The sequence below is a fragment of the Corynebacterium sp. HMSC064H12 genome (assembly GCF_001809925.1).
GTDB lineage: Bacteria > Actinomycetota > Actinomycetes > Mycobacteriales > Mycobacteriaceae > Corynebacterium > Corynebacterium jeikeium_D.
In genome coordinates this window covers 64,363-78,338 of record NZ_KV799361.1, presented here as the reverse complement: position 1 = coordinate 78,338, position 13,976 = coordinate 64,363, and the positions used below count along the sequence as shown (strand labels likewise).

Sequence of the window (13,976 nt, the reverse complement as noted above, 5' to 3'; positions counted from 1 at the left end):
TGTGACTGCCGAAACTAAAGAAATCAAAGAAAGTGTCGACGGTTCACCCGAAGTGACCATCGACCGCGTGGAGAGACCGCCTATGGACGGCCCCTCTCCTACGACACTGACTCGTTGGACAGCGATTATCGCTGGAATCGTCGGTTTCATTTGCTTTGTCATCACACCGTTCCTCCCGGTCGTGAATACTCAGTCCTCCGTGTCTTGGCCTCAGCGCGACACACTGAACTCAGTGGATGCGCCACTCATGGCGCAGGCACCGTTGGACCTGAGCGTCGATTTGCCTCTGTCGCTGACGGATGAACTTTCCGACAAGCGGACAACCCTATTGTCGACTATCCCGCCAACCGCGGATAAGCCGACCAAACGGGGCTTGATGGTGCGTTCGGGCAAGGACGGCCTCGACGTCATTCTGCGCGACAGCGTGGTGATGAGCCTGGATAAGAAGGAGCTTGCCAGCAACAAGGGCAAGATCCTGGAGATCCGCTCAAACGAGCATGAGACCACCGTCAACATCGACGGCGCCAAGAACTCAGATGGTGAGAAGCTCACCGCCACCGCACAGGGCGATTACCGCCCGCAGGTCACCGGTATCTACACTGACCTGCCCGCTGACGGCGACGTGGCCAAGGCCGTAGCCGATGGACTCGATGTCCACATGAACATCGACTCCCGCTACACCTCACACCCGACAGTGGTGAAGTACATCGTCATGTACTTGGGTCTGCTTCTGACGCTGGCTTCTCTGGTCGCGTTAGCTCGCATTGACCGTATCGACGGTTCCTCCTTCACTCCGCTGTTCAAGCGCGGTGCGTTGAAGCCGACTCCGCTGGACATCCTGGTTGGCACGATTTTGGTCGTTTGGCACTTCATCGGTGGCAACACTTCCGATGACGGTTACATCTTCACCATGGCGCGCGTCTCCGACGAGTCGGGCTACATGGCGAACTACTACCGTTGGTTCGGCGCTCCTGAGTCACCGTTCGGCAGCCCCTACTACGACCTGCTGTCGCTGATGGTGAAGGTGTCCACCTCGTCTCTGTGGATGCGACTTCCTGCGCTGCTGTCCGCACTGCTGGTGTGGTTCATTATTTCCCGAATGGTTATCCCGCGCCTCGGCGAGAAGATTGCCCAGCGCCGGGTGGCCTACTGGTCTGCTGCTGGTGTGCTGTTGGCCTTCTGGCTGCCGTACAACAACGGACTGCGCCCGGAGCCGGTCATTGCTCTGGGATCCCTGCTGACCTGGGTATTTATCGAGCGCGCAATTCTAACTCGACGCCTGCTGCCAGCTGCAGTCGCAGTGGTTATCGCCACGCTGGCACTGGGCTCGGGCCCAACGGGCCTAATGGCAGTTGCTGCCCTGCTCGCAGGCATCCCGATGCTGGTGCGCATTGTCGTTGAGCGCCATAAGGCTCTCGGTGGTGGTTGGCAGGCCCCACTGATGCAGATTGCACCGTTCCTGGCTGCGGGCACCGCCATCTTGGTCGGTGTCTTCGGCGACCAGACTTTGGCCACGGTCCGCGAGTCCATTCGTGTCCGCAGCATCATCGGCCCGTCGGAGCCTTGGTACAACGAGTACGTCCGCTACTACTGGCTGGTGCTGCAGTCGGTCGACGGCGCCTTCCCGCGTCGTTTCCCGGTTCTGATTGCACTGGCGTGCTTGAGCATCACGATTGCCGCGCTGCTTCGTCACCGCACCGTTCCGGGGGCTCTGGCCGGTCCGTCGGCACGCCTGGTGTTCATGTTCATCGGCACCATGTTCTTCCTGACCTTCACGCCGACAAAGTGGACGCACCACTTCGGCGTGTACGCGGGCATCGCGGCTTCCCTGGCAGCACTTGCCGCTATGGCCATTAGCCATTGGGTAGCAGGTAACCCGCGCAACCAGCTGTTCTTTGCCGGTGGTTTCACCTTCATCCTCGCTTTCTCGCTGATGGGTATTAACGGCTGGTGGTATGTGTCGTCCTACGGTGTGCCGTGGTTCGACAAGACCATTCAGTTGCGCGGCCACCAGCTGGGTTCAGCAGTATTGGCTCTGGCCTTGCTACTGCTGCTGGCTGGTGCAGTAATGAACTTCGTCCAGGAGTTCCGTACCAAGCCGAAGTCGCAGGAAAAGTCGGCACGCGTGCGCCGCATCAATGCAGTTGCATCGTCCCCGATTGCGGTGACGACACTGTTGGTGACGATGTTCATGGTGGCTTCGCTGGGCAAGGGCGCAGTATCGCAGTACCCGGCCTACTCGGTCGCCGCGGGTAATATCCGCTCCTTGGCTGGTCAGACATGTAATCTGGCGAGCGATGTGCTGATGGAAACCGATCCGAACGATGGCTTCCTGAATACCGTCGATGGCAAGCCGCTCGCGGAATCGCTGCGCGGTGGCGGCAAGAGCCGTGGCTTCGACCCGAACGGCGTCCCGTCAAACATGAAGGCCGAAGCTGTGGACACCAGCCAGAGCCAGGCAAGTACTGCCGACACTGATGATCAATCTTCTGATCCGGAAGCCACAGTTGAGGGCGGTTCCGCGTCGGGCACCGACGGCGGTAAGCGCGCCGACAAGGGTGTCAACGGCTCGCAGGTCGAGCTGCCATTTGGCTTGAATCCGGATAAGGTGCCGGTGCTTGGCTCCTACTCCGAGGACATTCAGCGTCCGGCAAGCCTGGAAACTTCCTGGTTCCAGCTGCCTGAGATTGACGAGGACCACCCGCTACTCGTCGTATCGGCGGCCGGCCGTATCTTCCACCACGACATCAACGGTGTTGCTCAGCCGGGTCGCAAGCTGGTGGCACAGTACGGTCGCAAGGGCGGCGACGAGGATGGCTTCGAGGTCCTCTCCGAGTCGGAGCCGATTGATATTGGCCCTGCTCCGACCTGGCGTAACCTGCGCTTCCTGACCGAGGAGATCCCAGAGGGAGCCACCGCTGTGCGACTGGTCGCGGAGGACAATGACGTCTCCGAGGATCAGTGGCTGGCGCTGACCCCGCCTCGCCTGGCCGAACTGCAGTCGATGACTGATGTCATCTCACCGGAAACTGCGACTATCCCGGACTGGCCGGTTGCCTTCCAGTTCCCGTGCCAGCGTCCGTTCGACCACTACGCAGGTGTCGCAGAGCTTCCGGAGTACCGCATCACTCCGGACCGTGGCCTGAAGGTCGTCGGTGCAGATGTCTGGCAGTCGGTCGATGGCGGTGGTCCGCTCGGATTCTCCGACGCTGTGAATGAGGCTACGTCCGTACCGACTTACCTCAAGAACGACTGGCGCCGCGACTGGGGTTCCGTCGAGAAGCTCTCGCCGCGTCCGAATAAGGACAAGGTCAAGCCGGATGTCGCCGAAATTGAGTATGAAGATATCACTCGCTCGGGTCTATACTCGCCCGGGAAGATGATTGTGAAGGATCCCTAGGCGAAAGAGCCTCGGTGCCTCCTTCACCTAAGGAGACCGAGTGACTGCACAAACCCGTTCCATCGTTGTCGCCGCAATGGTTGTGACTGACCCGGTGGGGCGGGTTTTGTGCGTTCGTAAGCGGGGCACGGATACGTTCATGCTGCCCGGCGGCAAGTTCGAGCCGGGTGAGTCCGTCGATCACCCGGAGGTCACCGCCGCGCGCGAAGTCTCCGAGGAGCTCGGCGTGGACATCGAGCTATCGCAGCTGCGTCCGTGGAATATCGCCCGTGCGGCCGCCGCCAACGAGGCGGGCTTCGAGGTCGTCGGCCACCATGTGCGCTATGTCGGCGAGTTCACCGATGAGCTGGCGAACGTTCAGCCCCACGCCGAAATTGAAGAGGTCCGCTGGCTCGACCCCTGGCTACCGACCGGGAAAATCGCCCCTATGCTGGTCGAAACCACTCTGCCGAAGCTCCGCGAAGAGCTGCCCCAGCTTGCCGCTGGCCGTGAGCAGCCACAGCGCGCACTGTCGTCACTGACTGTCTTCTGCGGCTCCGGCTTCGGCAACGATCCCGCCTGGCGCGTCACCGCCGAACGCCTCGGCCAGACACTCGCGGAAAATCGGGTGGAGCTCGTCTACGGGGGCGCGGCGATTGGTCTTATGGGCACGGTTGCTAACGCGTCGCTTGACGACGGCGGCAGTGTCACCGGTGTCATCCCCGAGGTCCTGGTCAAGAAGGAAATTGCCCATCCGCGGCTGACTCACCTGGAAACTGTTGCGACTATGGCCGACCGCAAGTCGCGCATGTATGAGCTTGGCGATGCTTTTGTTGCGCTCCCCGGCGGCGCGGGCACGCTGGAGGAGTTCTTCGAAGTGTGGACCCAGCAGCACCTGGGGATTCATGCCAAGCCAGTGGCGTTGCTGGGTCCTTCGGGCTTTTGGGAGCCGCTGTTGGCTCTGCTCCGCAACGTTGTGGATGCGGGTTTTGTGCGGCCGGAGCTTCTCGATGCGCTTATTGTCGTCGACGACGTCGACAAGCTCCTGCCTGCGTTGCTTGCGTGGCGTGCGGGGCGGACGAAGTTTTAGCCCGACCCCAGACCCCACAACATCCTGCTAGTGAGCAGCAGCCAGCTGCTGCAGCTCAGCTTCGGTGCCGTTGAAGACGTCCTCGTCCACGTTGGTCGGGATGCCATCGACGCGGCCGGTGGAGGAACGCTGCCAGAAAGCCATACTCTCCCAACCGCCCGGCAGTGAGGTCGGAGCGCTGTCTTCGTAGGCGGCGAGCCACAGCGGGTAGTCAGTGAAGTCGGTCGAGTTACCCATCGGGTTCTGCCAGAACCAACGGTAGGTGTAAATCATCGGGGTTTCGCCGGTCTTTTCCTCTACGCGCTCGAGGAAGTCCTTGGTCCACTTCTGCAGCTGGGTCGGGTTGAGGCCATTATCCAGCTCGATGTCCAGCACCGGCGGCAGTGTCTTGTCTGTGGAGATTTGCTCATCGCGCTGCTGCAGTGCTTCTACGTACTGGTCAGCCTGCGCAATTGCGGAGCGATCCGGATGTGCCTTGTGGTAGCTGCCCACATACAGACCGGCCTTCGCTGCGGCGATGGAGTCCTCGAGGAAGTACTTCTGGTCACCTTCGACACCGTCGGTGGCCTTGATGAAAGCGAACTTCTGGCCGCTGGCTGCGACCTCGTCCCATTTCAGCGCGACGCCACCTGGGCGCTGCCACTTGGAGACGTCCACGCCGGTCGGCCCCATGTGGAAGCCGGTGCGCGCCGAGTTAGACGATGCATTCTCGGTGGATTGAGACTCAGCGCTCGACTCAGAGTTAGTGGACGAACCGTTGGCACCAGAGTCCTGCGACTCCTGAACAGTCAAAAAGTCGAGCGAGCCCTTGGAATCAGCAGCGGACGGGTTGGAGTGTGCAGATGCGTCCTGTGTTTGTGCGTCTGCCGGTGCAATAACACCCAAGGTCAGCGGCGCAACGGCCACGATACTTGCCAAAGTGGCGCGTCCCGGGCGTCGCTTCAGCACCGCGGTCGCGGAAAGTGGAAGAAATTTCATGGTTTGCACCTTACCCCCTAAACCACTTCAGCCCCATTCGTAAGCCTAAACTTATTCCACCCCTCCAGTCACAGCTTCAATCCGCCCTTGCCCCTAGACTGGCGGCATGACAAATAGCACTAATACTGAGACCCAGTCCGCAACGTCCCAATTCTCAACAACTCCTCGCCCGCAGGATGACCTCTACTTGGCCACCAACGGTGAGTGGATTAACAATCACGTCATCCCGGCTGACCGCCCCATCGATGGCGCCTTTTACAAGCTGAGGGATGAGGCGGAGGAAAACGTCCGCGAGCTCATCACCACTGCCGCCGATGCGGATCCGAATTCCCGCGTCGCTCGCTTGTACAACTCTTTTATGGACGAAGCCGCTATTAATAACGCCGGCGCTGCTCCACTCGCGCAGGATTTAGAAATGATCGCCTCCGCCGAGAACGCACATGAGCTGGCGTTGGCGCTCGGCCACCTCGACCGTCTCGGTGTCGGTGGTGCGCTCGGGTACTGGGTGGAGAAGGATTCCGGCTCGGACCTGGACGCTCTCTATCTGTTGCAGTCGGGTCTCGGCCTCCCGGATGAGGCTTACTACCGCGAGCCGGGTCACGCCGACACCCTCGCTGCCTATGAACAGCATGTTGCCGCTATGTTGAAGCTCCTCTCCTCGCATGACGACGGCGCGGGGGAACTCTCCACCGCGCTTGCTGCATTCGAGTTGGTGGACCCGGCCGCTGCGGCGGCGCGCATCGTGGCTTTTGAAAAGCGAATTGCCGCTGGTCACTGGAATGTGGTCGATACCCGCGATGCACTGAAGACCTATAACAAGACGGCCATTGCTGACCTCCCCACCGGCTTCCCGGTCGCGGAGTGGCTCGCGGCCACCGGTGTCAATGAGACGAACCAGACTGCCATCGACACCATCGTGGTGATGATGCCGTCGTACTTCGAGCACTTAAGCAAGCTGTGGCAGGACACTGACCTGGCAGATCTGCGCCTGTGGGCACTGTGGCGCGTCCTCCACCAGCGTGCCGCCTACCTGTCGGATGACTTCTCCGCGGAGAGCTTTAACTTCTACGGCCGCACCTTGCAGGGTTCGACCGAGCAGCGTGCACGCTGGAAGCGTGGTGTTGCCTTTGCGGACGGGGCGGTTGGGCATGACGTCGGCAAGCTGTATGTGGAAAAGCATTTCCCTCCGGAGTACAAGGAGCAGGTCCTGGAACTGGTGGACTACCTGCTGGCGGCGTACCGGGAGCGCATTTCGCAGCTGCCGTGGATGACGAAGGCGACGCAGGAGCGGGCACTGGAGAAGCTGTCGCTGTTTAAGGCCAAGATTGGTTACCCGGAGCGTTGGCGTGACTACTCGGCGATGGAGCTCGGGGATTCACTGATGGACAATGCTCGCGCTGCCAGCGCTTTTGCGCATGATTATGAGGTGGCAAAGCTGGGCACCCCGGCCAATCGCGATGAATGGCATGGCACTCCGCAGACGGTCAATGCTTTCTACAATCCAGTGGTCAATGACATCACGTTCCCGGCTGCGATTTTGCAGTCTCCGTTCTTCTCACCGGACGCTTCCCCGGCGGAGAACTTCGGCGGTATCGGTGCGGTGATTGGCCATGAGATTGGTCATGGTTTCGATGACCAGGGCTCGCAGTATGACGGTCACGGCAACCTTCACCAGTGGTGGACCGATGAGGATCGCGCAGCTTTTGAGAAGCTGACCTCCGCACTGGTGGACCAGTACGAGGGCCTGGTTCCGCAGGCTCTGCGCGAGCAGGCCGAGGAGGGCGCTGACCTGCCCGGTGTCAACGGTCGCTTCACCCTGGGAGAGAACATCGGTGACTTGGGCGGGCTTGGTATTGCTGTCGTCGCTTTCCGCCGTTTCCTCGCTGCCCGCGGGAAGGAGCTCGGGCTGGAGGACACCCCCGAGACCTACCGTGACCTGTTCAAGCAGTGGGCACTGGTCTGGCGTTCCAAGATTCGTCCGGAGTTTGCACGCCAGCTGCTTGCCATTGACCCGCACTCGCCAGCGGAGTTCCGCTGCAACGTCATTGCCAGCAACATCGATGAGTTCCATGAGGCCTTCGGCACTTCAGCGGGGGACGGCATGTGGCGTGAGCCGAATGAGCGCGTGAATATCTGGTAATTCTGCGGGAACCCAACCTGCGCTGCCTTATCCTCCGATGCTTTCCGGGCTCTCCGATGCCTTCCGCAGCCTCCGGGGACAGCCAACGCCTCACCGTTTACTACAAATGCAAAAGCTGACTTTTTGTTTTTGCAAACGTGGAACTAAAATCACAGGTGAGGCGCACGCTTTCCCGATGATCAAGTCGGGCAGGGCCCAATCAAGCGAGGTTCCTGTTACATGTGCGCTTGCTAAGTGCTCTTGCTGGAGGAGGCCGCTGTGGACACTCGCGACATCCAAGCACTCACCGCCGTCAAACTCTATTACGGCGAGGGGCTCACACAGTCTCAGGTTGCAACCGAACTCGGGGTTTCCCGTCCAACGGTCTCTAAACTGCTCAACCTTGGCCGTGAGCGCGGTTACGTGCGCATTGAAATCCACGATCCGCGCGAGGAAGCCTCAGAGACCGCTACGCAGATGCGGGATCGCTACCAGCTCAACGATGTGCGCCTGGCGCAACCGGCACGCGCTGGCAACGCAGTCTTGCTCCGCGAGTTGGGGCGTGTGGGCGCCGAGCTTCTCGACGAGCTGGTGGTCGACGGTACCCTCGTCGGTGTTTCGTGGGGTAAGACCATGTACTCCGTATCCACGCAATTGAAGTCCAAGGATGTCTCGGGCGTGGAAATTGTGCAGCTCAAGGGCGGAATGAGTCATTCCGATAAGTCGACGAATGACATCCGCACTATTGGCGGGTTCTGCCACGCTTTCCATGCCTATGCCCGCACATTGCCGCTGCCGGTGATTTTCGATTCGGTCGAGACCAAGCGCATCGTGGAACAGGATCGGTTCATCGCCAGCGTATTGGCGCTTGGCCGGACGGTGGACATTGCCGTTTTCACTGTCGGCGCAGTCGACCATGATTCACTGGCCTTGAACTTGGGGCAGCTGTCGGCAACCGAAAAGGACTTACTCGTGGAGCGCGCAGTGGGCGATGCCTGCTCACGCTTCTACCGCCCGGACGGTGGCATTGCGCTGCCAGAGGTCGATGCCCGCACGGTAGGTATCAGCCTCTCTGACCTGCGCCGGATCCCCACTCGGGTACTTGTGGCCGGTGGCGCACACAAGGCCGAGGCTATCGATGTGGCCCTTCGAACAAAGTTGGCCACTCACTTGGTCATTGACGATGCCACCGCCGAGCGCCTACTTTCGCTCGACTCATCGGACTCACTGGGCTCGCCAGACTCACCCCCTAGCTCCACCCCTCCCTCTGCCACGGATTAGCTGTCTCGGGACGCATCAGTACAAAGAACTGACACCCGGGCCCGAGAAGCGTCTCTGCCCTCTTCGACCGATAGACTTAAGCGAGCGCAGATGTCCGCATATATGTTGCAGCCGCTGTCCGGTCGGAGAGGACGATTCTTTAGGTGTCACCAGCACAGCAGATCAAGCACACACTCCAGGCCTACGAGTCGGCGGACGCATCTTTTGCCCAGTCCGCGAAGAAGTTGCCACCCGTGGGGTGGAAAGGTGCGCTCTACGCTCTCAAGCGTGCGGGTATCGAGTTTTTCTTGGAGCTCGGTTTCGACGCCGCCGCGAAGTTGACTTACTACACGGTGCTAACCTTCGCACCCGCACTGCTTGCGATTTACTCAATTGCCACGCTGATGTTGGCCGGTTACACCGATGACCTCAACCGACTGACCGAGGATTTCATCCGCAGCTACATTCCAGCTGAGTATGCCGAACCGATTCGCAATGTCATCTCAACGATTATCGGCTCCGCCACGGGCGGTCTCGTCGCACTGACTATCGGTATTGTCTTTGCGCTGATTTCGTCGTCGGCCTACACGCGCGCATTTTCGCGCACGGCTAACTCCATCTATGGCGTGTCCGAAGGCCGCACGCTTATTCGCTACCACCTGCTCATGGTCGCCATTACGCTATTGCTACTCATTGGCACGGTGGTGCTGCTCATTGCGATTATTGTCAATGACCAGCTAGTTATCACCATCGTCGAACCGGTTGCCCGCCCGTTGGGCATTGAATCGACCACGCGACAGGTCATTGACTTCTGCATCTCCGTCTGGAGTTGGCTGCGCTGGCCGATCATTATCGTCATGTCGATGATCCTGATTGGCTCGCTGTACTACTTCACACCGAACGTGCGCATGCGCAAATTCCGCTGGCTCAGTACCGGTTCGGCACTGGCAATTATCAGCTCGCTGATTATTGGCAAGGCATTGCAGCTTTACCTGTTCAACTTTGCGGCTTCAAACCCCTACGGCGCCATGGGTGCCGTCATTGCTCTCATGACTGCACTTTGGGGCATTAATGTCGTCGTGGTCTTCGGCTTTAAGCTGGATGCCGAGGTTGAGAGGATGCGCCAACTGCGCGCCGGCCTGCCCGCAGAGCGATACATCCAGCTTCCACCCCGAGCTACCGCGGCCGCCGAGGGTGAGCAGAAGATCCATCAGAATCTAGAAAAGCAGGCGGCCGAATTCCGAACTGAGGAAGAGCTATAGCGCAATCACACCCACAATTGCAGCGTTGAGCAGGTTGGTGCACAGACCCGCAATCAGCGCCAGCGGACCGTTCTTGGCAATCTCACCGCGACGCTCCGGCGATAGCGCACCGAAGGAACCGATCTGAATTGCAATGGAAGACAGGTTGGCGAAGCCAGCCAGGGCGAAGGTCGCCAACATGATGGACTTCGGATCCAGCGAGTCGACGTGCTCCGAGAACGAGGTGTAGCCGACGAACTCGTTCAGAATCGTCTTCTCACCAATGAAGCTACCGACCAGCCCTGCGTTCTCCCACGGCACACCAATCAACCAGGCAATCGGCGCGAAGATTAGGCCGAACAGCCCCTCCAGTGACCAGTTTTCCTGACCGAACCAGCCGCCGATGCCGCCAATCATGGCCGACAGCATCGCAATCACAGCGATGAACGCAATCAACAGACATGCCACAACCACAGCGATACGACCGCCGGCCAACGCACCCGATCCTAGCGCGTCAATGACGTTCTTCGACTCAGTGTCGCGGACATCCTTCACCGACGCATCCAGATCGGATTCCTCCGTCTCCGGCCAGAAAGTCTTCGCAATCAGCAGCGAGCCCGGCGCGTTCATTACCGATGCCGCCAGCAGGTACTCCAATGGCGCACCGAGCAGGGAGTAACCAATCAACGTCGATCCGGCCACCGAAGCAAAACCGCCCGACATACATGCGAACAGCTCCGACTTGGTCAGTTTCGGAATATACGGCTTAACGACGAGCGGAGCCTCCGACTGCCCGAGGAAAATCACCGTGGAAGCGAAGACGGACTCTACCTTCGAGGTTCCCATAATGAACTTCAGTGCGGACCCGACATACTCAACGAAGTACTGCACTACCCGCAGGTAGTAGAGGGCACCGAGGACTGCGCCCAGGAAGATGATCACTGGCAGCACGTTGAGCACGAAGACGAAGTTTTTCCCCGTGCCGTCGAAAAGATTACCGAAGACAAATGAGGTGCCCTCATTTGTAAAGTCGATCATCTTCTCAATGGCACCGGCGACGCTCTTCAACGCCTGGAAGCCGGGTTCCCACTTCAGCACTACCAGCGCGAACACCGCTTGCAGCAGCAGGCCAACGCCGAGCGTGCGCCAGTTAATGGCTTTCCTGTTCTTTGAGATAGCAATGGCAAATCCGATGACGAGGATGATGCCCAGTAAGCCTTGCAGTCTATCCATGACTAAGGTCTTCTTTCTTGATAAAAGAGGCTGTGGTGATGATGCCTACAGGTCCTCGGGACCAAAGGCGTAAGGGAGAATTTTTTCGAAGTCGATGCTGGCCGGAGCGCCTAAACCACCATTTTCCGGGCGCTCGGATTCCACAATGACACGCTTGCACCCAAATTCGTGCAGGACCTGCCGACAGGCACCACAGGGGTGGCACGGTGCCGCCTTTCGCCCGACAATGGCACAGGCCGCAATCTTATGGTTGCCGCCGTGCTCCGCGACCATGCGGAACACGGCTGTACGCTCTGCGCAGTTGGTCAACCCATAGGACGCATTTTCCACGTTGCAGCCTGTGACCACCGTGCCGTCGTCAAGCAGAAGTGCGGCACCGACCGGAAAACCTGAATAGGGGACGTACGAGTTTTCCGTGGCTGCGTAGGCCTTAGCCAGTAGTTCTTCGTCTGAAATGTAGGACATTGTGCTCTCCCTCCCCGAGCCTGTTCGAGGTGTTTATGCAAACATACTTATGTGGGTACAAATGGAAAGTTGCCTATTGACATTTGTTCTAGTGCTGATGATAATCGGAATCAGCAGAGTTCACAAGACCAATATCGCTAAGCACAATCGCCTATAAAAGGAGCGAACAATGGCTGAAAAGTTCGATGTAGTTGACGTCATCAAGGTAAAGCGTGATGGCGGTGAGCTCAGTCCGGAAGAGATTTCCTGGGTCATTGATGCCTACACTCGCGGTGTCGTGGGCGATGAACAGATGGCGGCGCTGAACATGGCCATCTTCATCCGCGGCATGAACCGTCGCGAGATTGTGGATTGGACTCAGGCGATGATTGACTCGGGCGAGACCATGAGCTTCGCATCGCTGAGCAAGCCCACCACGGACAAACACTCCACCGGTGGTGTCGGTGACAAGATCACGCTGCCGCTGGGCCCACTGGTGTCCTCCTACGGCGTGGCCGTCCCGCAGCTGTCCGGCCGCGGCCTCGGCCACACCGGCGGCACCCTGGACAAGCTGGAATCCATTCCGGGCTGGCAGGCTGATGTTCCGAATGACCGCTTGATGCAGATCCTGGAGGATTCCGGCGCGGTCGTCGCAGCAGCCGGTGCGGGTCTGGCACCTGCGGATAAGAAGATTTACGCGCTGCGTGACATCACCTCGACGGTCGACTGCATTCCACTGATTGCCTCGTCGATCATGTCCAAGAAGATTGCGGAGGGCACCTCCAGCTTGGTGCTGGATGTCAAGGTCGGTTCGGGCGCCTTCATGAAGGATCTGAATCAGGCCCGCGAACTGGCCCGCACCATGGTTGACCTGGGCAACGACGCGGGCGTGAACACCCGCGCGCTGCTGACGGACATGTCCACGCCGCTGGGCCTGACCATCGGCAACGCCCTCGAGGTCCGCGAATCGGTGGAGGTTCTCGCCGGCGGCGGCCCCGCAGACGTCGTGGAGCTGACCTGTGAACTGGCCCGAAACATGCTCGAGCTGGCCGGCGTGCACGATGCCGACGTGGAGCAGGCTCTGAAGGACGGCCGCGCAATGGATTCGTGGAAGAAGATGATCCGCGCTCAGGGCGGCGATCCGGATGCCGCGTTGCCGGTGGCACCTCACACGCACGATGTGGTTGCGCAGGCTGACGGTTACCTGACCAAGCTGGATGCACTGGCTCTCGGCGTTGGTTCCTGGCGCTTGGGCGCGGGACGTGCTCGTAAGGATGATCCGGTGCAGGCCACTGCCGGTATTGAGATTTTCGCCAAGCCGGGAGACAAGGTGGTCAAGGGCCAGAAGCTGCTCACGCTGCACACTGAAACTCCGGATAAGTTCGAGCGCGCTCTCGAGTCCATCGAGCCGGGCATTGAAATCGGCGACACCGCGCCGACAGCCGAGCGCGAGATTATCCTCGATCGCGTGTCCTAGAAAATTACTGACAGACTCGCGCCGGCGCCACTTCCCGCCTCGAGCCCGCCACCTCCCTACTTTTAAGCTCTCTCCCAAATTTCCGAAAGGACTTGATTTCTCCCATGACTTCCCGCGCTGATGTTGCCAAGATGATTGACCACACCCTGCTCAAGCCAGAAGCCACCTCTGACCAGGTCAAGGCTCTTATCGCTGAGGCCGGCAAGCTCGGCACCTACTCCATCTGCATCTCCCCCTCGCAGCTCCCAGTCGAGGTGCCTGAGGGCCTGCACATCGCCACTGTCGTCGGCTTCCCCTCCGGCGCGGTAAAGGCCGAGATCAAGGCCGCTGAAGCCGCTCGCGCTGTGGCCGATGGCGCTGAAGAAGTCGACATGGTCATCAACATCGCCTTCGCCAAGGAGCACCGCTTCGACGACCTCGAGGCCGAAATCAAGGCTGTTCGCGACGCCATTCCGGGCAAGATTCTGAAGGTCATCATCGAGTCGGCCGCTCTGACCGATGAGGAAATCATCGCAGCCTGCAAGGCCTCCGAGTCCGCAGGCGCAGACTTCGTCAAGACCTCCACAGGCTTCCACCCGGCCGGCGGCGCTTCCGCTCACGCCGTGAAGCTCATGCGCGAAACCGTGGGCGACCGCCTGGGCGTCAAGGCTTCTGGCGGTATCCGCGATGCCGCTGCCGCTGAGGAAATGATCGCCGCTGGCGCCTCTCGCCTGGGTCTTTCCTCCTCCGCCGCTGTCCTCGACGGTCTGAAGTAG

Annotated in this window: 10 protein-coding genes; 7 read left to right on the top strand and 3 right to left on the bottom strand. The window is 59.9% G+C overall.

Annotated elements, in window-relative coordinates:
• Position 1 precedes the first annotated feature (1 nt).
• Together HMPREF2681_RS10175 and HMPREF2681_RS10170 are read left to right on the top strand one after the other, a co-directional pair.
• Positions 2 to 3,400: an arabinosyltransferase domain-containing protein gene (locus HMPREF2681_RS10175; RefSeq protein WP_070547037.1), complete on the top strand. Its 3,399-nt coding sequence runs from the start codon at positions 2 to 4 to the stop codon at positions 3,398 to 3,400.
• Positions 3,401 to 3,440: 40 nt separating this feature from the next.
• Positions 3,441 to 4,469 carry a TIGR00730 family Rossman fold protein gene (locus HMPREF2681_RS10170; protein ID WP_049189786.1) on the top strand — a complete coding sequence of 343 codons (1,029 nt, stop codon included), beginning with the start codon at positions 3,441 to 3,443 and terminating at the stop codon, positions 4,467 to 4,469.
• Positions 4,470 to 4,496: 27 nt separating this feature from the next.
• On the opposite strand, the gene HMPREF2681_RS10165 is transcribed toward HMPREF2681_RS10170, so the two are convergent.
• On the bottom strand, positions 4,497 to 5,447 hold the full coding sequence (locus HMPREF2681_RS10165; protein WP_070439298.1) for a glycoside hydrolase family 25 protein: 951 nt from the start codon (positions 5,445 to 5,447) through the stop codon (positions 4,497 to 4,499).
• 106 nt (positions 5,448 to 5,553) lie between these two features.
• Between HMPREF2681_RS10165 and HMPREF2681_RS10160 the strand changes: the two genes are divergently transcribed.
• The 3 genes from HMPREF2681_RS10160 to HMPREF2681_RS10150 all read left to right on the top strand — a co-directional run bounded on the left by HMPREF2681_RS10160 (position 5,554) and on the right by HMPREF2681_RS10150 (position 10,088).
• On the top strand, positions 5,554 to 7,587 hold the full coding sequence (locus tag HMPREF2681_RS10160) for a M13 family metallopeptidase (RefSeq protein WP_070439295.1): 2,034 nt from the start codon (positions 5,554 to 5,556) through the stop codon (positions 7,585 to 7,587).
• A 258-nt stretch (positions 7,588 to 7,845) separates the two neighbouring features.
• Complete coding sequence (locus HMPREF2681_RS10155) at positions 7,846 to 8,847, top strand: sugar-binding transcriptional regulator (protein ID WP_070547066.1); 1,002 nt, start codon at positions 7,846 to 7,848, stop codon at positions 8,845 to 8,847.
• A 143-nt stretch (positions 8,848 to 8,990) separates the two neighbouring features.
• Complete coding sequence (locus tag HMPREF2681_RS10150) at positions 8,991 to 10,088, top strand: YihY/virulence factor BrkB family protein (RefSeq protein ID WP_070547036.1); 1,098 nt, start codon at positions 8,991 to 8,993, stop codon at positions 10,086 to 10,088.
• Here the strand turns inward: HMPREF2681_RS10150 and HMPREF2681_RS10145 are convergent.
• Together HMPREF2681_RS10145 and HMPREF2681_RS10140 are read right to left on the bottom strand one after the other, a co-directional pair.
• On the bottom strand, positions 10,083 to 11,300 hold the full coding sequence (locus tag HMPREF2681_RS10145) for a NupC/NupG family nucleoside CNT transporter (RefSeq protein ID WP_048732023.1): 1,218 nt from the start codon (positions 11,298 to 11,300) through the stop codon (positions 10,083 to 10,085). The two genes, HMPREF2681_RS10150 and HMPREF2681_RS10145, sit on opposite strands and share 6 nt — an antisense overlap.
• A gap of 45 nt (positions 11,301 to 11,345) precedes the next feature.
• The gene (locus HMPREF2681_RS10140; protein ID WP_048732021.1) at positions 11,346 to 11,765 is read right to left on the bottom strand and encodes a cytidine deaminase; all 420 of its coding nucleotides are present in this window, start codon (positions 11,763 to 11,765) and stop codon (positions 11,346 to 11,348) included.
• A gap of 169 nt (positions 11,766 to 11,934) precedes the next feature.
• Here HMPREF2681_RS10140 and HMPREF2681_RS10135 point away from each other — a divergent pair, with 169 nt between their 5' ends.
• A complete protein-coding gene (locus HMPREF2681_RS10135; protein ID WP_016421814.1) occupies positions 11,935 to 13,221 on the top strand; it encodes a thymidine phosphorylase in 1,287 nt (428 codons plus the stop codon).
• Positions 13,222 to 13,325: 104 nt separating this feature from the next.
• Entirely contained in the window at positions 13,326 to 13,976 is a 651-nt protein-coding gene (gene deoC / locus HMPREF2681_RS10130; protein ID WP_070547032.1) for a deoxyribose-phosphate aldolase, read from the top strand.